The following is a 23,816-nucleotide window of genomic DNA, read 5'->3' on the forward strand; positions in this document are numbered from 1 at the left end:
TTATCTCTCATCGGCAATCGTGCCGCCGTGAGGGAACCGTCAGATGGCAACCAAGGCAAAAACACCCGCCAAGAGCAAGACCGCTCAACCCAAAGCCAGGCAGGCAAAGGCCACGCAGGCGAAGGCAGGCGCCGGCCCGGCGATCGCCGAGCGGTCCAAGGACGCAAAGCCGGCTTTCGGCAAAGCGGCGCCAAAGAAGGTAGAACCGGTGGCGACGGCAAAGGTGACGGCGAAAACCGCCAAACCCAAGAAGCCGGCAAGCAGCGGCTCGGTGGCCGGCGGCGCGATGCGCACCGTCAAGGCGACCGCCAATGTCGCCGCTGGTGCGGTGGCGGCGACAGCCAGGGGCGCTGCGTCCCTCGCTGCGTCCGTCATCGGCAAGGGCGGCTCGAAAAGCAAGGCCAAGGCGAAATAGACCCGGCTGCTTCGGCCGGCCGAGGTCAATTCCTGGCGGGAATGGTCAGGCCGCGCTGCACCGCGGGCCGCGCCAGCCCGCGCTCCAGCCATGCCGCGACGGTGGGGAAGTCGTCGAAGCCGACGAGTTCGCGCGCCTCGTAGAAGCCGATCAGATTGCGCACCCAGCCCAGCATCGAAATGTCGGCGATGGTATAGTCGTCGTCCATGATCCAGGTTCGACCCTTCAGCCGCGTCTCCAGCACCCCGATCAGCCGCCGCGATTCATTGCGGTAGCGATCCAGCGGCCGCTTGTCGGCGATCTCGCGTCCGGCGAATTTGTTGAAAAACCCGACCTGTCCGAAAATCGGCCCGATCGCCGCCATCTGGAAGAACACCCATTGGATGGTCTCGTAGCGCCGCGCCGGATCGGCAGGGATCAGCTTGCCGGTCTTGTCGGTGAGGTAGAGCAGGATGGCGCCGGATTCGAACAGGCCGAATGGCCTGCCGCCCGGCCCGTCGGGGTCGATGATCGCGGGTATCTTGCCGTTCGGGTTCAGCGACAGGAATTCCGGCGTCCAGCTCTGGTCCTTGCCGATATCCACCAGATGCGCCTCGTAGGGGAGGCCGAGTTCTTCCAGCGCGATCGAGACTTTCACCCCATTCGGCGTCGTCGCGGAATAGAGCTGCAGGCGGTCGGGGTGGCTGGCCGGCCAGCGCTTGGTGATCGGAAAAGCGGACAGGTCGGTCATCGAAAGCTCCGGTCGGGAATTTGGCGCGGTATCGCGCCGTCTGGCGAGTTGCGAAGGATTATCCTCGGCTTCTTTGCCGATCAACCGGTCGAAGGTGCACACACCGTCTTCGCAGTCATTCAGGGCCAGTCGCTCAGGCCAGTCGCTTGCCGTCAGACCGCCTTGAACGCCACCACGGCATTGGTGCCGCCGAAGGCAAAACCGTTGCTGATCGCCGCGCGCACCTTGCGCTCGCGCGCCACATTCGGCGTGATGTCGAGATCGCAGTCGGGGTCGGCCTGCCGGAAATTGGCCGTCGGCGGCACGATGCCTTCGCGGATCGCCATCACGCAGGCGATCATTTCCAGGCCGCCCGAGGCGCCGAGGCAATGGGCATGCATCGACTTGGTCGACGACACCGACAGCTTGTAGGCATAGTCGCCGAAGACGCGCTTGATTGCCGCCGTCTCGATCTGGTCGTTGGCCTTGGTGCCGGTGCCGTGGGCGTTGAGATAATCGACGTCCTCAGGATTGAGCCCGGCGTCGGCCAGGCAGGCGCGCATCGCCGCCGTCGGCCCCTCGACTGTCGGCGCGACGATATCGGAAGCGTCGGCGGAAAGGCCGGCGCCGGCAAATTCGGCCAGAATGGTAGCGCCGCGTGCCATGGCGTGTTCATAGGTTTCCAGCACCGCCATTCCAGCACCTTCGCCGAGCGACAGGCCCTGGCGATCGGCCGAGAACGGCCGGCAGGTATCGGGCGCCAGCACCCGCAGGGCCTCCCAGCCCTTCAGGATGCCCCAAAGCAGCGGCGCGTCGGTGCCGCCGGCGACCATGACATCGGCGCGGCCGAGCCGGATCTGGTCGACCGCCGAGGCAAAGGCGTGATTGGACGAGGAGCAGGCCGAAGTGACGCCGAACACCGGCCCGCGCAGGCCGAGATTCATGCTGACATGGCCGGATGCCGCACTCGGCATCACTTTCGGCACGGTGAAGATGCCGGCCCGGTTCTTGCCGTCGACCAGGATGGCGCGATAGTTCTCCTCGATCGCCTCCCAGCCGCAGACGCCGACGCCGACAACCGCGCCCATCCGGTAGGTGGTTGCTTCAGTCGATGTCAGGCCGGCATGCTGCATGGCTTCGCGCGCGGCAATCGTCGCCAAAAGGCTGAAGCGGTCCATCGACACGGTCTGCTTGTGGCTGATGCCATGGTCGGGCAGCGTCTTGATTTCGCAGCCGACCTTGACCTTCAAATCATGCAAACCGGGATTGCTGATTTGACCGATGGCCGATCGGCCGGCCCGCATTTCGTTCCAGATTGCAGGCGCATTGGCGCCGAGCCCGCATATGCCGCCGATGCCGGTAATGACGACGCGCTTTTGCATTCAGCTCAGGCTTTTTTCGCAATCAGCGCGCGAACAGCCTCAACCATATCGCCGACATTCTTGAGATTGCTCCAGGCATCGACCGTGTTCATCTCGATCTCGATGCCGTACTGCTCCTCGAGATCGAAGATGATCTCGGTCAGTTCCAGGGAATGGATGCCAAGCGCGGTCAATTCCGTATTGGTGGTGATCTCTTCGCCACCGGGCTCCGCATGTGCCCTGATCTTGGCGATGATTTCCGTTGCCAGCTCGTCAGCCATTCGATTCCTTCCCCAATTTTATAACGTCGCGGTGCCGATTGGTTGGCGCCCCTGTTGCCTGGACTGAAATCGCCGTCGCCTTCAAAAACCCGCCAGGCGCAGCATGACCGTTCCAAAGAGGCTCCCTCTATAGAAACGGAAACGCTGTCAAGCAACAAGCTATATCAACAAGCACCATATCGACAAAGCGCCGGGAGTGCTTAACGTTAGCGCCATGGATACGTTGCAGCATGTCTTGATCCCGGCTCTTCCGGCCCAGCGCGCGGCCGGGGCGGCCCGGCTTGCGTGCGGCGTCAGGGACGGACGCACCCGGCTTTTGCGCCTCTATCAGGACGGCTCGGCCAAAATCCGCATGCCGGCCGTTGCAGCCGATCCGCTCGAAGCCGTGCTCATCAACACCGCCGGCGGCCTGACCGGCGGCGACCGGCTCGGCTGGGAAATCGATGTCGGTCCAGGTGCCTCCGCCTCGATAACCACCCAGGCCTGCGAAAAGATCTATCGTGCTGCAAGCGACCGCGCCGAAGTTCGGGTCAAGCTCAGCGTCGGCGCGGGCGGGCGTATCGCCTGGCTGCCCCAGGAAACCATCGTCTTCGACCGCTCGGCCTTTGCCCGCACGCTCGAGGTCGAGCTTGCCGCAGGCGCCGAGGCATTGCTGCTTGAAGCCACCATATTCGGCCGCCTCGCCATGGGCGAAGAGGCCGCGCACGGCCATTTCCACGACCGTTGGCGTGTCCGCCAGGATGGTGCGCTCGTTCATGCCGAGGATTTCCGCATCGGGCCGGCTATCGCGGCGGCACTTGGCCGCCCGGCGGTCGCCGGCGGCGCCATTGCCGCTGCGACGCTGCTGATGGTTTCGCCGCAGGCCGAAGGCTTGCTCGATGCGGCCCGCGACATCATCGGCGCCGACGGCGATGCCAGCGCCTGGAGCGTCAAAAAATCTGGCAAGCTTCTTGCGAGGCTGTTTGCCGAGGACGGCTACCAGCTGCGCAAGCGGCTGGTTCCGCTCGTCGAACTGCTCAACGGGCGGGCGGGTCTGCCCAAATTATGGTCACTCTGAGCCAAATCCAGGCCAAATCCAGGAAAGCGCATGAACCTGACGCCGCGTGAAAAGGACAAGCTGCTCATCGCCATGGCGGCGATCGTGGCGCGCAAGCGGCTGGAACGCGGCGTCAAGCTCAATCACCCCGAAGCGATCGCGCTGATCACCGATTTCGTCGTCGAGGGCGCCCGCGACGGCCGCCCGGTCGCCGAACTGATGGAGGCCGGCGCCCATGTCATCACCCGCGCGCAGGTGATGGAAGGCATCGCCGAGATGATCCACGACGTGCAGGTCGAGGCGACCTTTCCCGACGGCACCAAGCTGGTGACCGTTCACGAACCGATCAGGTGAGGAGAAAAACGATGCTGGAGCTGCGACCGAATTGCGAATGCTGCGACAAGGACCTGCCGCCGGAAGCGGCGGACGCGCTGATCTGCACCTTTGAATGCACCTTCTGCGCTGACTGCGCTGAACATGTGCTGGGCGGCGTCTGCCCGAACTGCGGCGGCAATTTTTCCGCACGCCCGATCCGCCCAGTGGAGAAACTGGTGAAATATCCGGCCTCGACCCAACGCGTGCTCAAGGCCGAGGGCTGCGGCCCGCGCAAGGCTGCGTGATTGTTTTCGTGACTTCGAAGGGAAGACCGATGATCTCTGCTTCAACCAAACGCACCACGCTTGCAGCGATCCTGCTGCTGGCGGCGGCGATGCCCGCTTATGCCCATGTCGGCATCGGCACCACCTCGTCCTTCGCGGCGGGCTTCGCGCATCCGCTGTCCGGCCTCGACCATATGACCGTCATGGTCGCCGTCGGCCTGTGGGCGGCGCTCAAGGGCGGCAAGGCAATCTGGGCCTGGCCGCTGGCCTTTGTCGGCGTCATGCTGGTCGGCGGCGCGCTCGGCATGCTCCACGTGCCGGTGCCTTTCGTCGAACCGGGCATCCTTGCCTCCGTCGTCGCGCTTGGCTTGCTGGTGGCGTTGGCGGTCGATCTGCCGGTCTCGGCCGGAGTCGCCATCATCGGCCTGTTCGCGCTGTTCCATGGCCATGCCCACGGCACCGAAGTGCCGGAAAATGCAGGTGGGCTTGACTATATGGCCGGCTTTGCCGTTGCCACCGCACTTCTCCATGCCATGGGCATCGCTGCCGGCCTTGGCCTCGGCATGCGCTTTCGCGGGCTTGCCCGCGCCGCTGGCGCCGCTTGTGCTGCAGTCGGCGGCGGCCTGGTCTTCGGCGTTTTGTGAGGCTAACGATGATTCCCGGCGAAATCATCACCGCAAGCGGCGACATCGAGCTCAACAAGGGGCTGCCGACGGTGACGCTGAAGGTCGCCAACAGCGGCGACCGGCCGATCCAGGTCGGCAGCCACTACCATTTCTTCGAGACCAATGAGGGGTTGAAATTCGACCGCGACAAAGCGCGCGGCATGCGTCTGGACATTGCCGCCGGCACCGCGATGCGCTTCGAACCGGGACAAGAGCGGGACGTCACGCTGGTGCCGTTCGGAGGAAAACGCGAGGTCTACGGTTTTCAGCAGAAGATCATGGGCAGGCTGTGAGATCGACGGGGTCGAGCGCCCTGAGGTCAGTTCGACGGCCTGGCCGCCGCGTAGATGACGATTCTTGCCGAGCCGTCGAATTCCACCGCAAGGACGTCTTCCGTAAGCACGCGCCGCGAATCGATGGCGTTGAACAGCAAGGCGTTGGCGTCGATCTCCTTGCGCAGTTCCGCAATGTCGTCCTGATGCTGTTCGACCTTGCTCTCGACGGCCGGCGGCGGGCCGCCTTCGCTGCGCGCCGCGTCGGTGAGGAAGACGATATCTACTGTATCGAGCTTGGACGTCTTGCGCACGGCGCCGATGTTCTCACGCGTCCGCTCGATCGCGGTGATGATCTTGTTGGTCTGTGGTTCCGTCCGCGCCTCCTCCTGCCGGACATCGGAGCCGACGATCCTGTTGACGGTGTCGGCCCGGTTGACGGCGTCAGCGCTTTCAAGACCTTGCGCGGCTTGCGGGCCGAAAGCTGCGAGAAATGCGCAGGCAGCAAGGCTCTGGAGCCATCTGGTGTCGGCAAAGACAGGCATTGCTCGCTCCTGGTGGACTTTTCTGTGCAACGCCGTTCGGCGCCAAAGGGACGAAACGCCTCCTGTCGGGCGAAGGTTCCCTGTGGGCTGGCGGGCCGGGTGCCGGCCCGCCAAGCGCTTCTTTCAGCTTGCCTTCTTGGTGACAAGGGTCAGCGCGCCATCGGTGGTCATGCTGGCGGCGACCACCTGTGCCGAGGTGAGCCCCTTGGCTTCGAGCGCCGACTTGATCTGCGGCGTCGCGTCGATCGAAGAGCGCAGTTTCTGCAGCCCGGCATCGCCACGCTGGGCGATCACCTGATTGACCTGCGTCTGGGTGGCTTTGGGCAATTCGCTGATATCGACGATGTTGACCTTCTGGATCGCCGGCGCCGCCGGCTGAGCGCTGGGCGCTGCCGGCTTCGGTTGCGGCGTGGGCTGCTGCTGGGCGCCGGCTACGGTTGCGGAGGCCAGCGTGGCGGCGGCTGCAAGAACGATGATTTTGCGCATGTATTTTCCTTTCATCGATTTGGCCAAGGGTTTGGCAAACGGGCGGTTTGGGGTGGCACGGCCACCTCAACGGCCAAATGGGATCAGAAGGTGTCGCCGGGCGGGTCATTGCATGACCATTGGATGGCGACGATGTGGAGTTCGGCTGCGGCCGGCCTCTCGTTTGGGGAGCATTGACTGATGGCTAGAATTACCCGCGCCGCCTACGCGCAGATGTATGGCGCGACGGTCGGCGACAGAGTGCGCTTGGCCGACACCGAGCTGTTTATCGAGGTCGAAAAGGACCTCACCGTCCATGGCGAGGAGGTGAAATTCGGCGGCGGCAAGGTCATCCGCGACGGCATGGGCCAGAGCCAGGTGTCGCGCGCCGGCGGCGCGGTCGACACGGTCATCACCAACGCGCTGGTGGTCGATGCCACGGCCGGCATCTTCAAGGCCGACATCGGTCTCAGGGACGGCCGCATCGCGGCGATCGGCAAGGCCGGCAATCCCGACACGCAGGACGGCGTCACCATCGTCATCGGCCCCGGTACAGAGATCATCGCGGGCGAGGGCAAGATCCTGACCGCCGGCGGCTTCGACGCGCACATCCACTTCATCTGCCCGCAGCAGATCGACGAAGCGCTGATGTCGGGCATCACCACCATGCTCGGCGGCGGCACCGGCCCGGCGCATGGCACGCTGGCCACCACCTGCACGCCTGGACCCTGGCACATGGCGCGCATGATCCAGTCCTTCGACGCTTTCCCGATGAACATCGGCCTGTCCGGCAAGGGCAACGCCTCGCTGCCGGCAGCGCTGGAGGAAATGGTGCTGGGCGGCGCCTGCTCGCTGAAGCTGCACGAGGACTGGGGCACGACGCCGGCGGCCATCGACTGCTGCCTGTCGGTTGCCGACGATTACGACGTGCAGGTGATGATCCACACCGATACGCTGAACGAATCCGGCTTTGTCGAGAACACCGTCGCCGCCATCAAGGGCCGCACCATCCACGCCTTCCACACCGAGGGTGCCGGCGGCGGCCATGCGCCCGATATCATCAAGGTCTGCGGCTTGCCCAACGTCATTCCGTCTTCGACCAACCCGACCCGGCCCTACACCGTCAACACGCTGGCCGAGCATCTCGACATGCTGATGGTCTGCCACCATCTGTCGCCGTCGATCCCTGAAGACATCGCCTTTGCCGAAAGCCGTATCCGCAAGGAGACCATCGCGGCGGAAGACATTCTGCACGATATCGGCGCCTTCTCGATCATCTCGTCGGACTCGCAGGCCATGGGCCGTGTCGGCGAGGTGGCGATCCGCACCTGGCAGACCGCCGACAAGATGAAGCGCCAGCGCGGGTCATTGCCGCAGGAGACCGGCAACAACGACAATTTCCGTGTCCGCCGCTACATCGCCAAATACACCATCAACCCGGCCATCGCGCATGGCCTGTCCAGGGACATCGGTTCGATCGCGGTCGGCAAGCGCGCCGATCTGGTGCTGTGGAACCCAGCCTTCTTCGGCGTCAAACCGGACATGGTGCTGATCGGCGGCATGATAGCCGCAGCCCCGATGGGCGACCCAAACGCCTCTATCCCGACACCGCAGCCGATGCACTACCGCCCGATGTTCGGCGCCTATGGCAAGGCCAGGACCAACTCGTCGGTGACGTTCGTTTCCAAGGCGGCTCTGGACTCAGGCCTGCATGGCCGGCTCGGCGTCGACAAGCAGTTCGTGGCCGTGGAAAACACCCGTGGCGGCATCGGCAAGCATTCGATGGTGCTCAACGACGCTACGCCGCATGTCGAAGTCGACCCGGAGACTTACGAGGTGCGCGCCGATGGCGAGCTACTGACCTGCGAGCCGGCAAGCGTGCTACCGATGGCGCAGCGGTATTTCCTGTTTTGAGGCGAGGGGCGATTTGATCGACCCGGCAAATTCCGTTGCGACCCGGTCGGTCCCACCGCAATATGCGGCTCAAAGAACCGCGTAGCAGGTCATGGTCACCGAAATAGCCTCCGCCCACGACATCTTCCCGCATATCCGCATCGTCATGGGCATGGTGATCGGACTTGGCGTCGCTCGCCTGCTGTCGGGGGTGGCGCGAATCGTCCAGCATCCCGGCCAGTACAGGCTCTATCCCGTGCACCTCGGCTGGGTCGCCTCCATGCTGTTGCTGCTGGTGCATTTCTGGTGGTGGGAGTTCGGCCTCTACACCATAGAGGTCTGGACTTTCGGCAAGTACCTGTTCCTGATCTTCTACGCCATCACGCTGTTCCTGCTGTGCGCGCTGCTGTTTCCGGATTCGATGCTCGACTACACCAGCTACGAGGATTTCTTCTATTCACGCCGTGGCTGGTTCTTCGGCCTGCTGGCGACGACCTATCTGCTCGACGTCGTCGACACGCTGCTGAAGGGTCCCGAGCATTTCGCCCGCTACGGCAATGAATATCTGTTCCGAACGCCGGTTTTCGTGGTGTTGTGCATCGCCGCCATACTGGTGCGTGACCGCCGCTTCCACATCGCATTCGTCGCCGGCACGCTGATCTATCAGATATCGTTCATCCTGCGGCTCTTCGACACCATCGTCTGAACAGTGGCTATGGTTTAGGGTCGCAGGAAAGAGGGTTCAACCATGTACAAGGCCATCGGATCGCGTGGATCCCGCGTCAGCCGCGTTCTGTGGATGCTCGAGGAACTCGGGCAGCCCTATGAATTCGTCGAGGTCAAATTGCGTTCGCCCGAAGCCTATGCGCTCAACCCGTCGGGCAAGGTGCCGATCCTGATCGATGGCGAACTGACGGTGACTGATTCGGCGGCAATCTGCGTCTATCTCGCCGACAAGCACGCCGACAAAGGCATGGGCGCCAATCCAGGTGTGGCCGGACGCGCCGAAATGGATTCCTGGATGCATTTTGCCCAGTCCGAGTTCGAAGCGCCGCTGTGGAACAAGCTGCGCCACCGCTTCCTGTTGCCGAAGGACGTGCGGGTCGATGTCGGCCCCGCCGCCGCCTACGATTTCGCCTCGGAGGCCAAGGCGCTCGACGGCCGGCTGGGGGATCGGGAGTTTGCGCTGGGCGACCGGTTTTCCGCCGTCGACGTGCTGTTGGGCGACATGGGCGGCTGGGCCCGCGCCGGAAAATTTCCGATCGAATCCGAGCGCGTCAACGCGTATTTCGACCGCGTCCTGGCGCGGCCTGCCCGTGCGAGAGCCCAGGCTAACGGTGGAGCCATGCGATGAAACTCAACCTGAACACCGACTTCACCAAGTTCCCCCGGGCCGTCTCGGTGGTGCCTGCCGGCACTGCCGGAACTACGCCGCCATCCGGCCGTGCCGTCCTGCCCCATGACGAGCGTCATTTGCGCCGCCGCGCCATTGAGCTTGCCGACGGCAGCAAGGTGCTGGTCGATCTGCCCGAGCCCGTGACCTTGAACGATGGCGACCGGCTGGTGCTGGAGGATGGCGGCCAGGTCGAGATCACCGCGGCACCCGAAGAGGTCTACGACATCCGTGCCCGCCACGCCGTGCATCTGACCGAACTCGCCTGGCATATCGGCAACCGGCATCTGGCGGCTGCGATCGAGCCCAGCCGCATCCTGATTTTGCGCGACCATGTCATCAAGGCTATGCTGGAAGGGCTGGGCGCCACGGTGCGCGAAGTCTCCGAACCGTTCAAGCCGGTGCGCGGCGCCTATTCCGCCCAAGGTGCGCATGGTCACGATCATGGCCATGCGCATGCGCACGCCGAAGCGCATTCCCATGATGGACGTTCCCACGCACACAGCGAGTCGCATTCGCACAGCCATTCCCATGACGGGCATCATCACGATCATGACTGACCAGCCATCCGGCATCGCTTTGCTGCGGCTCATGGCGTGGCTGTCGCCGGCCTTTCCGGTCGGCGGCTTTGCCTACAGCCATGGTCTCGAACGCGCCGGGCAAGACGGGCTGGTTGCCGATACCGCCAGCCTCGCCTTCTGGCTGGAGACGCTGGTCGAGATGGGCTCGGGCTGGAACGACGCCGTGCTCTTCACGGAAAGCTGGCGTCGCGCCCGCGACGGCGGCGACCTCCATGAAGGCGACCTCCATGAAATTGCCGATCTCGCCGAAGCGCTGGCCGGCTCGCGTGAGCGTCACACCGAAACCATGCTGCAAGGCGCCGCCTTCCTGAAAGCGGCAGCGGCGTGGGCGAATCCGGTGTTGGGCCGCCTGCCGGCCGAATGCGCCTACTGTGTCGCCGTCGGCGCCGTTGCCGGCGGCAACGGCATCGCGATTCAGGACGCGATGTCGGCCTTCCTGCAGGCCTTCTTCTCCAACCTCGTCCAGGCGGCGATCCGACTCGGAATCGTCGGCCAGACGGACGCCATGGCCTTGCTCGCCGGCTTCGAGCCGTTGGCGCTGTCGACGGCCGCGCGCGCCGCCGGCTCGACATTGGACGATCTCGGCGGCTGCGCCTTCATCTCCGACATCATGGCGATGAAGCACGAGACGCAGTATTCCAGGCTGTTCCGCTCATGATCGTCCTCGCCTTCGCCCTCTCGGCCGTCCTGCTGCTGATCACCGCGCTGCATGTCTATTGGGGCCTTGGCGGCATCTGGCCGGGCAGGGACGGCGTCTCCTGCGCCCACGCCGTCGTCGGCTTTCGCGGCGTCGACGAGATGCCGACGCCGTTTGCCTGTTTCGCCGTTGCCGCGTGCCTGTGCCTCGCAACCCTGTGGCCGCTGGCGCTGACCGGGGTCTTCGCCACCCCCTTTCCAAGGGAAGGCCTTGCCGCCACAGCGCTGCTCATAGGGCTGGTCTTCCTCGGCCGCGGCATTGCCGGCTTCACGCCGTGGTGGCGCCGTCTGGCGCCGGAACAGCCTTTTGCGCGGCTCGATGTCAGCTTCTATTCGCCGCTCTGCCTGTTGATCGGACTCAGCTTCGCCATCCTCGCCATCACGGAGTTTTTCGGCATGACGGATTTTTCGCTATGACTCAGGCCAACGGTCCCCTGCGCATCGGCATCGGCGGTCCCGTCGGCTCCGGCAAGACGACGCTAACCGAAAAGCTCTGCAAGGCGCTGCGCGACGATTTCTCCATCGCCGTCGTCACCAACGACATCTACACCAAGGAAGACGCCATGATGCTGGCTCGCCTGCAGGCGCTGCCTGAGGACCGCATCGTCGGCGTGGAGACCGGCGGCTGCCCGCACACCGCCATCCGTGAGGACGCCTCGATCAATTTGCAGGCGATCGCCGGGCTGAACAGGAAATTCCCCGATCTCGACATCGTCTTCATCGAATCCGGCGGCGACAATCTTGCCGCCACCTTCTCGCCGGACCTTGCCGACCTGACCCTCTATGTCATCTCGGTTTGCCAGGGCGAGGAAATCCCCAGGAAGGGCGGGCCGGCGATCACCCGTTCCGATTTCCTGGTCATCAACAAGAGCGATCTGGCGCCCTATGTAAACGTCAACCTCGATGTCATGGAGAGCGACGCCGCCCGAATGCGGGGCAAGCGCCCGTTCGGCTTCACCGATCTATCGCGCGGCAAGGGACTGCAGGAAGTCATCGACTTCATCGTCGAACATGGCGGGCTGCAGTCGGCCCGCTCGGCGGCCTGACCCAGTACTTACCGGTTGCTGGTCGGCATTGGGCGCGGCATTCTCGGGGAAATGGAGGATTTTTTGATGAGCATCGCCCGTTTGCAGAAAGAGCCGCTGACCAACCTGCCCTACTATGAGGAGCGCGTCGATCTGGCCGCCGCCTTCCGCTGGACGGCGCGGCTCAACATGCATGAAGCCGTGGCCAACCACTTCTCGCTGTCGGTCAACGAGGACGGCAGCAAATTCCTGATGAACCCCAACCAGGTGCATTTCTCGCGCATCAAGGCGAGCGACCTTTTGCTGATCGACGCCAACGATCCCGAGACATTGTCCGGCCCGAATGCGCCCGACCCGACCGCCTGGGGTCTGCACGGCGCCATTCACCGCAACGTGCCGCATGCGCGCTGCGCCATGCATGTGCATTCCATTCATGCCACTGTGCTTGCATCGCTGGCCGACTCGACTCTGCCGCCGATCGACCAGAACTCGGCCATGTTCTTCAACCGCCACGTCGTCGATGCCCATTATGGCGGGCTGGCCTTCGAGGAGGAAGGCGAGCGCTGCTCGCAACTGCTCACCGACCCGAAGGTCAAAGTGATGGTGATGGGCAATCACGGCGTCATGGTCATCGGCGACACCGTCGCCGACGCCTTCAACCGCATGTTCTATTTCGAGCGCGCCGCCGAAACCTACATCAAGGCTCTGTGGACCGGCCGTCCGCTGCGCACGCTGTCCGATGCCATTGCCGAAAAGGCCGCCGGCGAGATGGACGACTATCCCGGCCAGGCAGAGCGTCACCTTGCCGAGCTGAAGGCGATCCTCGACGAGGAAGAGCCGGTGTACCGGAGCTGAATGAGTTCACCCTTCTCCCCGTTCACGGGGAGAAGGTCCCGGCAGGGGGATGAAGGGCAGCGCCGACGTTCATAGGCTCACTCAGAGTCCCAACTGAGCCCGCAACTCTTCCGCACTGTTGATCACGACAGCGCCCTTGGGTCCTGCCATCGGCGCTTCCGGCCAGAAGATCGTCCGCATCCCCGCGGCCAGGCCTGATGTGGCGCCGGTAACGCTGTCGTCGACGGCCACCGCGTCTGAAGGATCGACGCCGGCCAGCCACGCGGCGCGCAGGAACGGTTCGGGATGCGGCTTGCCTTCGCGCACGTCGTTTCGGCTGATCGTGCGCATGCCGGGATAGATCAGCCCGACGGCGCTCAGATTTGCATCGACGATCACCCGGTCGGAATTGGACACCACCGCCTGCTGCACACCGAGCGCGCGCAATTCGTTATACACTTCGATCGCGCCGGGGCGCGGCTTCAGCGTCTCTGCCATCGGCATGTAGTGATCGTATTTGCGCACGATCCAGTCGTCGAAGGGCAGGTCGAGGCCGAACTCGCTGCGCAGCATCTCGTAGACCGGCGCGGCGGCGACGCCCAGCACCCGCTCATGCAGGTCGGCCGGCGGCGTGATACCGACGCTGCGCAGCGCCGCCACCAAGGCCGCCTCATGCAGCGGCTCGCTGTCGACCAGCGTGCCGTCCATATCCCAGAAAACCGCTTTCGGCGTCATGCGAGGCTCCTTTTGCCGATCCCCTTAAAGCGTTTGTATCAGGAGATAAACCGCCGAGCCCGTCCGCTGGCGATTTTCGCTTGGTTGGTTGCCGCGCGGCGGCCGGATCGAAGCAGCAAGCAATTGCCCTGCCGATAGACAATTGCGCGCCGACACATTCCCTGCAAGACTATGACGCTTCGCCTAAGGGCGGGCAAAGGGGCAGGGCTGGAGGCACATTTTGAATTCGCGGCAAGACGGCGGCAGCAGCAGGCTGGACGAGGCAGCGCGCGCCGGCTGGCTTTATTATGTTGCCGGCAACACCCAGGACCAGATCGCCGCCACGCTCGGCATTTCCCGGCAGACGGCGCAGCGGCTGGTGTCGCTGGCGGTGTCGGAGGGGCTGATCAAGGTTCGCGTCGATCACCCGATCGCCAATTGCCTTGATCTCGCAGCTAGACTGAAGTCACGCTTCGCGCTCGACCTCGTCGAAGTGGTGCCGAGCGATCCAACCTCATCCTCGACCACGATCGGCATTGCCGAGGCGGCTGCGGCCGAGATCGAGCGGCGGCTGCGGTCACCGACGCCCATCGTCTTGGCCATCGGCACCGGCCGCACGCTGAAGGCGGCGATCGAGCAATTGCCGCCGATGGAATGCTCGCAGCACAAGGTTGTGTCCTTGACCGGCAACATCTCGCCCGACGGTTCGGCCGCCTTCTACAACGTCATCTTCACCATGGCCGACCGGGTCAAGGCGCGCTCGTTCCCGATGCCGCTGCCGGTCATCGCCTCGTCGCCGGAAGAGCGCGAGATGCTGCTTGCCCAGCCGATGATCCAACCGACGCTGGCGCTGGCCGCGGAAGCCGACGTGACCTTTGTCGGCATCGGCGATCTCGGCCCGAAGGCGCCGCTCTACGAGGACGGTTTTATCTCGGAAAGCGAGTTGAAGGCGTTGCAAAAGGCTGGCGGCGTCGCCGAGATCGTCGGCTGGGTGTTCGATCGGGAAGGCCGCATGATCGAGGGCATCACCAACGACCGGGTATCGTCGGCAGCCTTGCCGTCACGCGAAAAGTCGCTGGTCATTGCGCTCGCCATGGGCGAGCGCAAATTGCCGGGCATCCTGGCCGCGGTGAACCGCCGGCTGGTCAATGGCCTCATCACCGACGAGCGGACCGCCACGGCCCTGCTCGACGGTGCCTGATTACCAATTAAGCAGCCCATCGATAAAATCCAACACGTTATTTGCAGCGCCCGGACGGGTCGTTGCCGTCGAGGAAGCCCATGTCGCGCTGCAAATGCGGCGACAGCTCCCGGACGTCGATGTAGCCGCGCCGGCGGTGCACAAGCAGGGAGAATTCATGCGCCAGCAGGGAAAACCAGCTCTGCGCCGGGGTGGAATGGAGTTTTTGCTGTACCGTGGTCATGATCTTCAGCCTCCGCTATGCTTGAACTTGATTGATCGTTGACACCAGATATCGGCCTGATTGGCTCTTGCCGCCAATCAAACGTCGATCACGACCCATAAGGAGGGCTTATGCCCGATCTCAAGGCACCACAGCTCGCCCAGTTGCCGCCGCTGCAGGCCATCAGGGTCTTCGAAGCCGTCGCGCGGCATCTCTCCTTCACCAAGGCCGCGCAGGAACTCGGCATGACGCAGGCCGCGGCCAGCTATCAGATCAAGCTTCTGGAAGAGCGCATCGGTTCGCCGCTGTTCCTGCGCCAGCCGCGCCAGATCGTGCTGACCGAACCCGGCCAGCGCCTGGCGCCCGCCGTCAGCGAGGCGTTCAGCCTGCTCTCAAGCGCCTACTCCGCCGCGCGTGGGGGCGCCGATGGTGTGCTGTGCGTCTCGACGCTGCTGACCTTTGCCTCGAACTGGCTGGCGCAGCATCTCGGCTCCTTCCAGGTCGCGCATCCGTCGCTGGCGGTGCGCGTCGATACCTCGAACAGGGTGATCGATTTTGCCCGCGAGGACATGGACATCGCTATCCGCTCCGGCAGCGGCAAGTGGCCTGGAGTGGAGACCCATCTTTTGTTCAAGGCCGATTTCACCCCGGTGCTGAGCCCGGCACTCGCTGCCACCATAGGTGGCGTCCACGAACCCGCCGACCTGTTCAAGCTGCCCATTCTCGATCCCGGCGACATCTGGTGGCGGGAATGGTTCGCCCTTGCCGGCGTCCCGGCGGACGAACTTGCCAGGCGCACCGGCACCAGCATGGGCGCGCAGGCCTATGAGGCGAACGCGGCCATCGCCGGCCATGGTGTGGCGATCCTGACCACCGCATTGTTCAAGACCGAGCTCGCCGCCGGCCGCCTGATCCAGCCCTTCGACCTGGTCGGCGACGACGGCCACGCCTATTGGCTGGTCTACCCGACGGCGCGTCGCAACGTGCCGAAGATAAAAGCCTTCCGGGACTGGATCTTGGCCGAGATCGCCTGCGCCTGAGGGCGAGCGACTTGCGGATTGATTTCCGAGATGCAAAGCGAGCCATGGATCCGCGACGAATGCTCGCTTCGCGGACAAACAGCTGCGATCGGGCCACCCGGTTAACCAAGCTTGACAAAAACGCTGTCGATATCACTCGCCCGGCATAGGCTTGTGCTTGTGACGACCCAATTGAGCAGGATCAATCGTCTGCAGATTGAAACAGGGTCGATCAGCCGGCTGATGAAAGTCTATCGCGTCGAAGAAATCGAAAACAACACCGTGCGCACGACGCAGGTGATCGAAGCATTTACGCCGTTTCAAGCTGCCGTCAAGGCAATCGGCCGGGAAGTTAGGCTGCGCAAGGACGAGGCCGGCTGGATCCGGGTGACGGAAGTGCTGACCAGAGCCAAGCAAATCCGCGACGGCAGGGTTTTCGAATATTCCGTGGGAAGCTACCCGTCCCACGGCTGATGGACTCGGCCCTATCGCTCCCCTGGCGCGACGATTGGGTTGCGATGGGTCGGCATCAACCCGCTCTCACATTCCCTGCAAACAGCTTCCCAAATCGGTTCAATATCCTCTACGCGCGCAACGCCGCGCTCCGCCTTGCGTGCTGCGCTGCAGCATCGAATCTGGCTTGACATAATTTATGCCAAGTGAGTAATTGCCCATTACCAAGGCAAATGCTCATCTTGGTTCATGGGAGGAATTTGATGAAACTGCGCACGCTCACCCTGGGCTTGTTGTCGGCCAGCGCTTTCGCTTTTGCCGCACACGCCGAATCCATCACCATCGCCACGGTCAACAATGGCGACATGGTCCGCATGCAGAAGCTGACCGACGACTTCACCAAGGCTAACCCCGACGTCACGCTCAACTGGGTCACGCTCGAAGAGAACGTGCTGCGCGAGCGCGTCACCACCGACATCGCCACCAAGGGCGGCCAGTATGACGTTATGACCATCGGCACCTACGAGGTTCCGATCTGGGCCAAGCAGAGCTGGCTGTTGCCGCTCGACAAGCTCGGCGACGACTATGACGCCAAGGACATCATCCCGGCCATCGCCGGCGGCCTGTCGGTCGACGGCAAGCTCTATGCCGCGCCCTTCTACGGCGAAAGCTCCTTCGTCATGTACCGCAAGGACCTGATCGAGAAGGCCGGGCTGACCATGCCCGATGCCCCGACCTGGGACTTCATTAAGCAGGCCGCCGACAAGATGACCGACCGCGCCAATGGCGTGAACGGCGTATGCCTGCGCGGCAAGGCCGGCTGGGGCGAGAACACGGCGTTCCTGACGGCCATGTCCAACTCGTTTGGCGCCCGCTGGTTCGACGAGAACTGGAAGCCGCAGTTCGACCAGCCGGAATGGAAGAACACACTGCAGTTCTATGTCGACCTGATGAAGGCCGACGGTCCGGAAGGCGCTTCGTCCAACGGCTTCAACGAGAATCTGGCTCTGTTCCAGCAAGGCAAGTGCGGCATGTGGATCGACGCCACCGTGGCGGCGTCCTTCGTCTCGGATCCGAAGGCCTCGAAGGTGGCCGACAAGGTCGGTTATGCTTTGGCGCCGGACAATGGCCTCGGCAAGCGCGCCAACTGGCTCTGGGCCTGGTCGCTGGCGATCCCCGCAGGCACGCAGAAGGCGGAATCCGCCCAGAAGTTCGTCTCATGGGCAACCAGCAAGCACTATGCCGAACTGGTCGCTTCCAAGGAAGGCTGGGCCAACGTTCCTCCGGGAACGCGTTCCTCGCTCTACGCCAATCCCGAGTACCAGAAGGCGGCCCCGTTCGCCAAGATGACGCTGGACTCGATCAATGCCGCCGATCCGGCGCATCCGACGGTCAAGCCGGTGCCCTATGTCGGTGTGCAGTTCGTCGCCATTCCTGAGTTCCAGGGCCTCGGCACAACCGTTGGCCAGCTGTTCTCGGCGGCGCTCGCCGGCCAGACCAGCGTAGACGACGCGCTCAAGCAGGCGCAGGACGCCGCCACGGCGACCATGACCGAAGGCGGTTATATCAAGTAAGGCTCCTCCCGGTGCCGAACGCCGGTCGCCTCCTGACCGGCGATGGCCGCCCGAGTCCCAGTTCGGGCGGCCGCTTTTTCCCCGCTGTGAAAATTCAGTCCGACTAGTGAAGGGTGACCGTCATGGCTACTCAGCAGACCCGTTCGCTTGCCCGCTTTATGTTGGCGCCATCCGTGGTGCTGCTGTTCGTCTGGATGATCGTGCCGCTGGCACTCACGATCTGGTTCTCCTTCCAGCAGTACAATCCGCTCAATCCGATCCGCGACGGGTTTGTCTGGTTCTCGAATTACTCGCTGTTCTATTCCAACCCGGCATTCCTGCAGTCGATCCTCAACACGCTGGTCCTGGTGGGCAGCGTGCTGCTGATCACCGTCATCGGCGGCATCATGCTGGCGCTGTTGATCGATCAGCCGATGTGGGGACAGGGGATCGTCCGCATCCTCGTCATCTCTCCGTTCTTCGTCATGCCGCCGGTGGCTGCACTTGTCTGGAAGAACATGATCATGCACCCGCAATACGGCGTCTTTGCCGACATTGCGCGCTTCTTCGGGGCTCAACCGATCGACTGGTTCGGGCAGCATCCGATGCTTGCCATCATCATCATCGTCGCCTGGCAATGGCTGCCCTTCGCAACGCTGATCCTGCTGACCGCCTTGCAGTCGCTCGACGGCGAGCAGAAGGAAGCCGCCGAGATGGACGGCGCCGGCTTCGTCAGCCGCTTCATCTATCTGACGCTGCCGCACATGTCGCGCGCCATCACCGTCGTCATCCTGATCCAGACCATCTTCCTGCTGTCGGTCTATGCCGAAATCCTGGTCACCACCAATGGCGGACCCGGCTATGCCTCCACCAACCTGCCCTTCCTCGTCTACCAGAAGGCATTGCTGGAGTTCAAAATCGGCCAGGCATCGGCCGGCGGTGTCATCGCCGTCATTCTCGCCAACATCGTCGCCTTCTTCGCCATGCGCGCGGTCGGCAAGAACCTGGACAAGTAAGGGAGGATACGATGGCACGTGCAGTCACCACCCAACACAAGGTCATTGCGACAGGCGCCGCCTGGATCGTCGCGCTGCTGATCTTCTTCCCGATCCTCTACACGATCATCACCTCGTTCAAGTCGGAGCAGGAGGCCATCCAGGGCTTCGCGCTGATCCCGTCGGGGACGTTCGAGAGCTATACCGAGGTCCAGGCGCAGAGCGGCTACTTCAAATTCTTCTTCAACTCGGTGCTGCTCTCGGTCGGCTCGACCATCCTGGCCCTGATAGTCGCGGTTCCGGCCGCCTGGTCGATGGCCTTCTCGCCGGGCAAGTGGACCAAGGACATCCTGATGTGGATGCTCTCGACCAAGATGATGCCGGCGGTTGCCGTGCTGTTCCCGATCTACCTCATCTTCCGCGATGCCGGACTGCTCGACAGCCGCATCGGCCTGATGATCATGCTGATGCTGATCAACCTGCCGATCGTGATCTGGATGCTCTACACCTACTTCCGCGAAATCCCCGGCGAGATCCTGGAAGCGGCACGCATGGACGGCGCCACCCTGTGGGGCGAGATCGTCTATGTGCTGACCCCCATGGCCGTGCCGGGCATCGCCTCGACCATGCTGCTCAACATCATCCTGGCGTGGAACGAAGCGTTCTGGACCATCCGCCTGACCACCACCGAGGCGGCGCCGCTGACGGCCTTCATCAGTTCGTTCTCGAGCCCGCAAGGCCTGTTCTGGGCCAAGCTTTCGGCGGCCTCGACGCTGGCCATCGCCCCCATCCTGATCATGGGCTGGTTCAGCCAGAAGCAGCTGGTGCGCGGCCTGACATTCGGCGCGGTAAAATAACGGACGTTGCCTGAAGCAATCCGGCCAAATAACCCCTCGGGGAGGAAACCATGGGAAACATCACGCTCAAGAACGTCTCCAAGCATTTCGGATCGACGGTCATCATTCCAGGCCTCGACCTGGTCATCGAGAATGGCGAGTTCGTCGTCTTCGTCGGGCCGTCGGGTTGCGGCAAGTCCACGTTGCTGCGCCTCATCGCCGGGCTCGAGGACACCAGCGGGGGCACCATCAACATCGATGGCCGTGACGTCACCGGCGAGGCGCCGGCCAAGCGCAAGCTGGCCATGGTATTCCAGTCCTATGCGCTCTATCCGCATATGACGGTGGCCAAGAACATCGGCTTCCCGCTGAAGATGGCGGGCGAGGATGTGGCGACGATCGACAAGAAGGTGAAGGACGCGGCCCGGGTCCTCAACCTCACCAACTATCTCGAACGCCGGCCCGGCCAGCTCTCCGGCGGCCAGCGGCAACGCGTCGCCATCGGCCGCGCCATCGTGCGCCAGCCCTCGGCCTTCCTGTTCGACGAGCCGCTGTCCAACCTCGACGCCGCACTGCGCGGCACCATGCGGCTCGAAATCAGCGAGCTGCACCATCAGCTCAAGACGACGATGGTCTACGTCACCCACGACCAGATCGAAGCCATGACCATGGCCGACAAGATCGTCGTGCTCAACGCCGGCAACATCGAACAGGTCGGCTCGCCGATGGAACTCTACAAGTCGCCGAAGAACCTGTTCGTGGCCGGCTTCATCGGTTCGCCGAAAATGAACCTGATCGAAGGTGCGCCGGCGGCCAAATACAACGCCAAGACCATCGGCATTCGTCCTGAGCATATGGGGATATCGACCACCGCGGGCGACTGGAAAGCCCTTGTCGGCGTCGCCGAGCATCTGGGCTCCGACACCTTCCTGCATGTCCAGGCCGACGGCGTCGGTCCGCTGACGGTACGCGCCGATGGCGAACTGGCCGTACGCCACGGCGACACCATCTATTTGACGCCGGACAAGGTCCGCATGCATCGCTTCGGCCCCGACGGAAAGGCGCTGACGCAGTGAGACTGAAAGGCAAATCGGCGCTGATCACCGGATCCGCGCGCGGCATCGGCAGGGCTTTTGCCGAAGCCTATACGCGCGAGGGTGCCACGGTGGCCCTTGCCGACATCAATCTGGCGGCTGCCGAAAAGACGGCCGCCGAGATTGGCGCCAACGCCTATCCGGTCAGGCTCGACGTCAGCGACCTTGCTTCGATCCAGGCGGCGGTCAAGGCGGTCGAAACAAAGACCGGCGGCCTCGACATACTGATCAACAACGCTGCCTTGTTCGACCTAGCGCCGATCGTCGAGATCACCGAAGCGAGCTATGACAAATTGTTCTCCGTCAACGTCGCCGGCACTTTGTTCATGCTGCAGGCAGCGGCGCGTTCGATGATCGCAAGGGGCAAGGGCGGCAAGATCATCAACATCGCCAGCCAGGCAGGACGCCGCGGCGAGCCGCTGGTCGCCGTCTATTGCGCCACCAAGGCCGCGGTGATTTCGCTGACCCAGTCCGCCGGGCTCGATCTGATCAAGCACCGCATCAACGTCAATGGCATCGCGCCCGGCGTCGTCGACAGCGATATGTGGGATGAGGTCGATGCGCTGTTCGCCAAATATGAGAACCGGCCGAAGGGCGAGAAGAAGCGGCTGGTCGGCGAGGGCGTGCCCTATGGCCGCATGGGCAAGCCGGAGGACCTGACCGGCATGGCGGTGTTCCTGGCCAGCGACGACGCCGAATACATCGTCGCCCAGACCTACAATGTCGATGGCGGCCAATGGATGAGTTGATGGGCCGGGATCACGAAGGCCGCAGCCCGGCCAAAAGGGTAGAAAAATGACCGTGAAACTCTCCTCCTCGATCCTCTCGGAACTCCCAGCCAAGGTCGCCGGTCCGAAATACGACCGCGCTGCGCTCAAACCCGGTATCGTGCATTTCGGCGTCGGCAATTTCCATCGCTCGCATCAGGCGGTCTATCTCGACGATCTCTTCAACGCAGGGATCGGTCATGACTGGGCTCTGGTCGGCGCCGGGGTCTTCGAGGGCGAAAAGCTCGGCCGTTCCAAGCTGCAGGAGCAGGACTGGCTGACGACAGTGGTCGAGCAGGATTCCGATCATATGAGCGCCCGCGTCACCGGCGTCATGATCGACTTCCTGACGCCCGGCGATGCCGATGCGATCATCGACCAGCTCGCCGATCCGGCGATCAAGATCGTCTCGCTGACCATCACGGAAGGCGGTTATTTCATCGATCCGGCCTCCGGCAAGTTCAACCCGACCCACCCCGACATCGTCGCCGACGCACAGGCAGGCACGACGCCGAAGACGGTGTTCGGCCTCATCCTTGCCGGGCTGATGCGCCGCCGGGCCGACGGCATCGTGCCGTTCACCGTCATGTCCTGCGACAACATCCCTCATAATGGCCATGTCACCTCGGATGGCGTCATTGGGCTGGCCCGGCTGATCGACGAGGATCTGGCGAACTGGGTCAGCGACAATGTCGCCTTTCCCAACGGCATGGTCGACCGCATCACGCCCGCCACCTCCGATCGCGAGCGCGGCATTCTCGCCTCGGAGTTCGGCCTCGAGGACAACTGGCCGGTGTTCTGCGAGCCGTTCAAGCAATGGGTGCTGGAAGACCGTTTCACCGACGGCCGCCCGCCGCTGGAAAAGGTCGGTGTGCAATTCGTGAGGGATGTCGCGCCCTATGAGCTGATGAAGATCCGCATCCTCAATGGCGGTCATGCCACGATCGCTTATCCCGCAGGGTTGATGGACATCCATTTCGTCCATGAGGCGATGCAGGAGCCGCTGGTGCGCGGCTTCCTCGCCAAGCTCGAGCATGACGAGATCATCCCGACCGTGCCGCCGGTGCCGGACACCGTGTTGGAGGATTATTATCAGCTCATCGAGCAGCGCTTTTCCAACCCCAAGATCGGCGACACCATCCGCCGGCTTTGCCTCGACGGTTCCAACCGGCAGCCGAAATTCATCATCCCGACCATTGCCGACCGGCTGAAGGCCGGCAAAGGCGTCGCGGGTCTGGCGCTCGAGTCGGCGCTGTGGTGCCGCTACTGTTTCGGCACCACCGACAGCGGCGCCGACATCGAAGCCAACGATCCCAGCTGGGACCGGCTGCAGGCAAGCGCGAAGGCGGCGAAGGATAAGCCCGGTGCCTGGCTTGCGATGGAGGATATCTATGGCGGTGTCGGCCGCTCGGCGCCGTTCGCCGAGGCCTTTGCCCATGCGCTCAACGTCTTGTGGGCGAATGGCACGCGCGCGACGCTGACGCGCTACATCTCCGGCAAGCTCTGACGCCAGCCGCAATGACGCCCGAACTGGTCATCTTCGACTGTGACGGCGTGCTGGTCGACAGCGAGGCGCTGTCGGTTTCGGCTCTGCTCGGCATGATCTCTGCCGCCGGGGGCTCGGTCAGCGAAGATACCGCCTACGAGCATTTCTTAGGCAAGAGCATGAAGAGCGTGCGCGAGATACTTCTTCGCGATTTCACCATCGACATCACCGACGTGCATCTGACCGACATGCGCGTCGAACTGATGCGCAAATTCCGCGAGGAGTTGAAGCCGATTCCCGGCATCAGCGACATCCTGCCGAGGCTGGGCGTACCCTGCTGCGTCGCTTCCTCCGGCACGCTCGACCGGATACGCTACGCGCTCGACGTCACCGGTCTGCTCGGCCTGCTCGAGCCGCATCTGTTCAGTGCCGCCATGGTCGCGCGCGGCAAGCCGGCGCCGGATCTTTTTCTCCATGCCGCCGCCGCCATGGGCGCGCATCCCGGTAATTGCATCGTAATCGAGGACAGCCCTGCCGGCATCGCGGCGGCGCGTGCGGCCGGCATGCGCGTCTTTGCTTTCACCGGCGGTTCGCACGCCGGCAACCCGGCCTTGAAAGCGCGGCTTGCGTCGAGTGAACCGGACTTTATATTCGCGGACATGCTGCAATTGCCCGATCTGATTGCAGGCTAGAGCATGATGCCGAAAAGTGTGAATCGGTTTTCGA

31 protein-coding genes are annotated in these 23,816 nt (G+C 63.5%); 24 read left to right on the forward strand and 7 right to left on the reverse strand.

The features are described 5' to 3' along the window. Positions 1 to 43: 43 nt before the first annotated feature. A complete protein-coding gene (locus X733_RS141610) occupies positions 44 to 415 on the forward strand; it encodes a hypothetical protein (RefSeq protein ID WP_023683605.1) in 372 nt (123 codons plus the stop codon). A gap of 25 nt (positions 416 to 440) precedes the next feature. Here the strand turns inward: X733_RS141610 and X733_RS141605 are convergent, their stop codons facing one another. The 3 genes from X733_RS141605 to X733_RS141595 all read right to left on the reverse strand — a co-directional run bounded on the left by X733_RS141605 (position 441) and on the right by X733_RS141595 (position 2,766). Then, positions 441 to 1,145, reverse strand: a complete 705-nt coding sequence (locus X733_RS141605; RefSeq protein ID WP_023671224.1) for a glutathione S-transferase N-terminal domain-containing protein — start codon at positions 1,143 to 1,145, stop codon at positions 441 to 443. Positions 1,146 to 1,297: 152 nt separating this feature from the next. Further along, entirely contained in the window at positions 1,298 to 2,506 is a 1,209-nt protein-coding gene (locus tag X733_RS141600; protein WP_023819717.1) for a beta-ketoacyl-[acyl-carrier-protein] synthase family protein, read from the reverse strand. A gap of 5 nt (positions 2,507 to 2,511) precedes the next feature. Continuing rightward, positions 2,512 to 2,766: an acyl carrier protein gene (locus tag X733_RS141595; RefSeq protein ID WP_023671226.1), complete on the reverse strand. Its 255-nt coding sequence runs from the start codon at positions 2,764 to 2,766 to the stop codon at positions 2,512 to 2,514. A gap of 214 nt (positions 2,767 to 2,980) precedes the next feature. Here X733_RS141595 and X733_RS141590 point away from each other — a divergent pair, with 214 nt between their 5' ends. Genes X733_RS141590 through X733_RS141570 form a run of 5 tightly spaced genes read left to right on the forward strand, consistent with a single transcriptional unit; the run spans position 2,981 to position 5,359 of the window. Then, positions 2,981 to 3,823 carry an urease accessory protein UreD gene (locus X733_RS141590; protein ID WP_023819718.1) on the forward strand — a complete coding sequence of 281 codons (843 nt, stop codon included), beginning with the start codon at positions 2,981 to 2,983 and terminating at the stop codon, positions 3,821 to 3,823. A gap of 30 nt (positions 3,824 to 3,853) precedes the next feature. Continuing rightward, positions 3,854 to 4,156 carry an urease subunit gamma gene (locus tag X733_RS141585; RefSeq protein ID WP_023671228.1) on the forward strand — a complete coding sequence of 101 codons (303 nt, stop codon included), beginning with the start codon at positions 3,854 to 3,856 and terminating at the stop codon, positions 4,154 to 4,156. An 11-nt stretch (positions 4,157 to 4,167) separates the two neighbouring features. Further along, entirely contained in the window at positions 4,168 to 4,422 is a 255-nt protein-coding gene (locus tag X733_RS141580) for a DUF1272 domain-containing protein (protein ID WP_023671229.1), read from the forward strand. 29 nt (positions 4,423 to 4,451) lie between these two features. Beyond that, positions 4,452 to 5,045: a HupE/UreJ family protein gene (locus X733_RS141575; RefSeq protein ID WP_023671230.1), complete on the forward strand. Its 594-nt coding sequence runs from the start codon at positions 4,452 to 4,454 to the stop codon at positions 5,043 to 5,045. An 8-nt stretch (positions 5,046 to 5,053) separates the two neighbouring features. Continuing rightward, complete coding sequence (locus X733_RS141570; protein ID WP_023671231.1) at positions 5,054 to 5,359, forward strand: urease subunit beta; 306 nt, start codon at positions 5,054 to 5,056, stop codon at positions 5,357 to 5,359. A gap of 26 nt (positions 5,360 to 5,385) precedes the next feature. On the opposite strand, the gene X733_RS141565 is transcribed toward X733_RS141570, so the two are convergent. Then, complete coding sequence (locus tag X733_RS141565; protein ID WP_023671232.1) at positions 5,386 to 5,883, reverse strand: hypothetical protein; 498 nt, start codon at positions 5,881 to 5,883, stop codon at positions 5,386 to 5,388. 123 nt (positions 5,884 to 6,006) lie between these two features. Beyond that, the gene (locus X733_RS141560) at positions 6,007 to 6,369 is read right to left on the reverse strand and encodes a hypothetical protein (RefSeq protein ID WP_023671233.1); all 363 of its coding nucleotides are present in this window, start codon (positions 6,367 to 6,369) and stop codon (positions 6,007 to 6,009) included. Between the two features lie 177 nt (positions 6,370 to 6,546). Here X733_RS141560 and ureC point away from each other — a divergent pair, with 177 nt between their 5' ends. From ureC to X733_RS141520, 8 genes are all read left to right on the forward strand, one after another. Then, positions 6,547 to 8,262 carry an urease subunit alpha gene (gene ureC / locus X733_RS141555; RefSeq protein WP_023671234.1) on the forward strand — a complete coding sequence of 572 codons (1,716 nt, stop codon included), beginning with the start codon at positions 6,547 to 6,549 and terminating at the stop codon, positions 8,260 to 8,262. A gap of 91 nt (positions 8,263 to 8,353) precedes the next feature. Then, positions 8,354 to 8,947, forward strand: coding sequence for a hypothetical protein (locus X733_RS141550; RefSeq protein WP_023683601.1), 594 nt, complete (start codon positions 8,354 to 8,356; stop codon positions 8,945 to 8,947). Between the two features lie 42 nt (positions 8,948 to 8,989). Further along, positions 8,990 to 9,595 carry a glutathione S-transferase family protein gene (locus X733_RS141545; protein ID WP_023683600.1) on the forward strand — a complete coding sequence of 202 codons (606 nt, stop codon included), beginning with the start codon at positions 8,990 to 8,992 and terminating at the stop codon, positions 9,593 to 9,595. After that, the gene (ureE, locus tag X733_RS141540; RefSeq protein WP_023689158.1) at positions 9,592 to 10,194 is read left to right on the forward strand and encodes an urease accessory protein UreE; all 603 of its coding nucleotides are present in this window, start codon (positions 9,592 to 9,594) and stop codon (positions 10,192 to 10,194) included. Before X733_RS141545 ends, ureE begins: the two co-directional genes overlap by 4 nt. Next, the gene (locus X733_RS141535; RefSeq protein ID WP_023819719.1) at positions 10,187 to 10,873 is read left to right on the forward strand and encodes an urease accessory protein UreF; all 687 of its coding nucleotides are present in this window, start codon (positions 10,187 to 10,189) and stop codon (positions 10,871 to 10,873) included. The genes ureE and X733_RS141535 overlap by 8 nt, the downstream gene beginning before the upstream one ends. Continuing rightward, positions 10,870 to 11,328, forward strand: coding sequence for a DUF3995 domain-containing protein (locus X733_RS141530; protein ID WP_023745871.1), 459 nt, complete (start codon positions 10,870 to 10,872; stop codon positions 11,326 to 11,328). Before X733_RS141535 ends, X733_RS141530 begins: the two co-directional genes overlap by 4 nt. After that, positions 11,325 to 11,957, forward strand: a complete 633-nt coding sequence (gene ureG, locus X733_RS141525) for an urease accessory protein UreG (RefSeq protein WP_023671240.1) — start codon at positions 11,325 to 11,327, stop codon at positions 11,955 to 11,957. The genes X733_RS141530 and ureG overlap by 4 nt, the downstream gene beginning before the upstream one ends. A 66-nt stretch (positions 11,958 to 12,023) precedes the next feature. Then, positions 12,024 to 12,791: a class II aldolase and adducin N-terminal domain-containing protein gene (locus X733_RS141520; RefSeq protein ID WP_023819720.1), complete on the forward strand. Its 768-nt coding sequence runs from the start codon at positions 12,024 to 12,026 to the stop codon at positions 12,789 to 12,791. 81 nt (positions 12,792 to 12,872) lie between these two features. Here the strand turns inward: X733_RS141520 and X733_RS141515 are convergent, their stop codons facing one another. Then, positions 12,873 to 13,505 carry an HAD family phosphatase gene (locus X733_RS141515; protein WP_023745869.1) on the reverse strand — a complete coding sequence of 211 codons (633 nt, stop codon included), beginning with the start codon at positions 13,503 to 13,505 and terminating at the stop codon, positions 12,873 to 12,875. A 220-nt stretch (positions 13,506 to 13,725) separates the two neighbouring features. Here X733_RS141515 and X733_RS141510 point away from each other — a divergent pair, with 220 nt between their 5' ends. Beyond that, positions 13,726 to 14,685 carry a sugar-binding transcriptional regulator gene (locus tag X733_RS141510; protein ID WP_023689163.1) on the forward strand — a complete coding sequence of 320 codons (960 nt, stop codon included), beginning with the start codon at positions 13,726 to 13,728 and terminating at the stop codon, positions 14,683 to 14,685. Positions 14,686 to 14,722: 37 nt separating this feature from the next. Here X733_RS141510 and X733_RS141505 read toward each other — a convergent pair whose 3' ends face one another. Further along, complete coding sequence (locus X733_RS141505) at positions 14,723 to 14,908, reverse strand: hypothetical protein (RefSeq protein ID WP_023745868.1); 186 nt, start codon at positions 14,906 to 14,908, stop codon at positions 14,723 to 14,725. Between the two features lie 110 nt (positions 14,909 to 15,018). Here X733_RS141505 and X733_RS141500 point away from each other — a divergent pair, with 110 nt between their 5' ends. The 9 genes from X733_RS141500 (at position 15,019) to X733_RS141460 (ending at position 23,782) form a co-directional block, all read left to right on the forward strand. Then, complete coding sequence (locus X733_RS141500) at positions 15,019 to 15,927, forward strand: LysR substrate-binding domain-containing protein (RefSeq protein WP_023671245.1); 909 nt, start codon at positions 15,019 to 15,021, stop codon at positions 15,925 to 15,927. 171 nt (positions 15,928 to 16,098) lie between these two features. Then, positions 16,099 to 16,380 carry a hypothetical protein gene (locus tag X733_RS141495; RefSeq protein WP_023819721.1) on the forward strand — a complete coding sequence of 94 codons (282 nt, stop codon included), beginning with the start codon at positions 16,099 to 16,101 and terminating at the stop codon, positions 16,378 to 16,380. A 242-nt stretch (positions 16,381 to 16,622) separates the two neighbouring features. Beyond that, a complete protein-coding gene (locus X733_RS141490; RefSeq protein WP_023806257.1) occupies positions 16,623 to 17,933 on the forward strand; it encodes a sugar ABC transporter substrate-binding protein in 1,311 nt (436 codons plus the stop codon). Positions 17,934 to 18,055: 122 nt separating this feature from the next. Continuing rightward, positions 18,056 to 18,928, forward strand: a complete 873-nt coding sequence (locus X733_RS141485) for a sugar ABC transporter permease (protein WP_023671249.1) — start codon at positions 18,056 to 18,058, stop codon at positions 18,926 to 18,928. An 11-nt stretch (positions 18,929 to 18,939) separates the two neighbouring features. Continuing rightward, positions 18,940 to 19,764 (forward strand): carbohydrate ABC transporter permease, encoded by an 825-nt coding sequence (locus X733_RS141480; RefSeq protein WP_023671250.1) that lies wholly within the window; start codon positions 18,940 to 18,942, stop codon positions 19,762 to 19,764. Positions 19,765 to 19,814: 50 nt separating this feature from the next. Then, entirely contained in the window at positions 19,815 to 20,819 is a 1,005-nt protein-coding gene (locus tag X733_RS141475; protein WP_023689168.1) for an ABC transporter ATP-binding protein, read from the forward strand. Then, a complete protein-coding gene (locus X733_RS141470; RefSeq protein ID WP_023819722.1) occupies positions 20,816 to 21,586 on the forward strand; it encodes an L-iditol 2-dehydrogenase in 771 nt (256 codons plus the stop codon). Before X733_RS141475 ends, X733_RS141470 begins: the two co-directional genes overlap by 4 nt. 46 nt (positions 21,587 to 21,632) lie before the next feature. Continuing rightward, a complete protein-coding gene (locus tag X733_RS141465) occupies positions 21,633 to 23,111 on the forward strand; it encodes a mannitol dehydrogenase family protein (protein ID WP_023819723.1) in 1,479 nt (492 codons plus the stop codon). A gap of 11 nt (positions 23,112 to 23,122) precedes the next feature. Then, positions 23,123 to 23,782: an HAD family hydrolase gene (locus X733_RS141460; protein WP_023729776.1), complete on the forward strand. Its 660-nt coding sequence runs from the start codon at positions 23,123 to 23,125 to the stop codon at positions 23,780 to 23,782. Positions 23,783 to 23,816 lie beyond the last annotated feature (34 nt).

It is taken from the genome of Mesorhizobium sp. L2C066B000, assembly GCF_000502335.1.
In the GTDB taxonomy this organism is placed as follows: Bacteria; Pseudomonadota; Alphaproteobacteria; order Rhizobiales; family Rhizobiaceae; genus Mesorhizobium.

Coding starts and splice junctions, on each gene's coding strand:
- X733_RS141610 (WP_023683605.1), top strand. CDS start 44: ATGGCAACCAAGGCAAAAACACCCGCCAAGAGCAAGACCGCTCAACCC.
- X733_RS141605 (WP_023671224.1), bottom strand. CDS start 1,145: ATGACCGACCTGTCCGCTTTTCCGATCACCAAGCGCTGGCCGGCCAGC.
- X733_RS141600 (WP_023819717.1), bottom strand. CDS start 2,506: ATGCAAAAGCGCGTCGTCATTACCGGCATCGGCGGCATATGCGGGCTC.
- X733_RS141595 (WP_023671226.1), bottom strand. CDS start 2,766: ATGGCTGACGAGCTGGCAACGGAAATCATCGCCAAGATCAGGGCACAT.
- X733_RS141590 (WP_023819718.1), top strand. CDS start 2,981: ATGGATACGTTGCAGCATGTCTTGATCCCGGCTCTTCCGGCCCAGCGC.
- X733_RS141585 (WP_023671228.1), top strand. CDS start 3,854: ATGAACCTGACGCCGCGTGAAAAGGACAAGCTGCTCATCGCCATGGCG.
- X733_RS141580 (WP_023671229.1), top strand. CDS start 4,168: ATGCTGGAGCTGCGACCGAATTGCGAATGCTGCGACAAGGACCTGCCG.
- X733_RS141575 (WP_023671230.1), top strand. CDS start 4,452: ATGATCTCTGCTTCAACCAAACGCACCACGCTTGCAGCGATCCTGCTG.
- X733_RS141570 (WP_023671231.1), top strand. CDS start 5,054: ATGATTCCCGGCGAAATCATCACCGCAAGCGGCGACATCGAGCTCAAC.
- X733_RS141565 (WP_023671232.1), bottom strand. CDS start 5,883: ATGCCTGTCTTTGCCGACACCAGATGGCTCCAGAGCCTTGCTGCCTGC.
- X733_RS141560 (WP_023671233.1), bottom strand. CDS start 6,369: ATGCGCAAAATCATCGTTCTTGCAGCCGCCGCCACGCTGGCCTCCGCA.
- X733_RS141550 (WP_023683601.1), top strand. CDS start 8,354: ATGGTCACCGAAATAGCCTCCGCCCACGACATCTTCCCGCATATCCGC.
- X733_RS141545 (WP_023683600.1), top strand. CDS start 8,990: ATGTACAAGGCCATCGGATCGCGTGGATCCCGCGTCAGCCGCGTTCTG.
- ureE (WP_023689158.1), top strand. CDS start 9,592: ATGAAACTCAACCTGAACACCGACTTCACCAAGTTCCCCCGGGCCGTC.
- X733_RS141535 (WP_023819719.1), top strand. CDS start 10,187: ATGACTGACCAGCCATCCGGCATCGCTTTGCTGCGGCTCATGGCGTGG.
- X733_RS141530 (WP_023745871.1), top strand. CDS start 10,870: ATGATCGTCCTCGCCTTCGCCCTCTCGGCCGTCCTGCTGCTGATCACC.
- ureG (WP_023671240.1), top strand. CDS start 11,325: ATGACTCAGGCCAACGGTCCCCTGCGCATCGGCATCGGCGGTCCCGTC.
- X733_RS141520 (WP_023819720.1), top strand. CDS start 12,024: ATGAGCATCGCCCGTTTGCAGAAAGAGCCGCTGACCAACCTGCCCTAC.
- X733_RS141515 (WP_023745869.1), bottom strand. CDS start 13,505: ATGACGCCGAAAGCGGTTTTCTGGGATATGGACGGCACGCTGGTCGAC.
- X733_RS141505 (WP_023745868.1), bottom strand. CDS start 14,908: ATGACCACGGTACAGCAAAAACTCCATTCCACCCCGGCGCAGAGCTGG.
- X733_RS141500 (WP_023671245.1), top strand. CDS start 15,019: ATGCCCGATCTCAAGGCACCACAGCTCGCCCAGTTGCCGCCGCTGCAG.
- X733_RS141490 (WP_023806257.1), top strand. CDS start 16,623: ATGAAACTGCGCACGCTCACCCTGGGCTTGTTGTCGGCCAGCGCTTTC.
- X733_RS141485 (WP_023671249.1), top strand. CDS start 18,056: ATGGCTACTCAGCAGACCCGTTCGCTTGCCCGCTTTATGTTGGCGCCA.
- X733_RS141480 (WP_023671250.1), top strand. CDS start 18,940: ATGGCACGTGCAGTCACCACCCAACACAAGGTCATTGCGACAGGCGCC.
- X733_RS141475 (WP_023689168.1), top strand. CDS start 19,815: ATGGGAAACATCACGCTCAAGAACGTCTCCAAGCATTTCGGATCGACG.
- X733_RS141465 (WP_023819723.1), top strand. CDS start 21,633: ATGACCGTGAAACTCTCCTCCTCGATCCTCTCGGAACTCCCAGCCAAG.
- X733_RS141460 (WP_023729776.1), top strand. CDS start 23,123: ATGACGCCCGAACTGGTCATCTTCGACTGTGACGGCGTGCTGGTCGAC.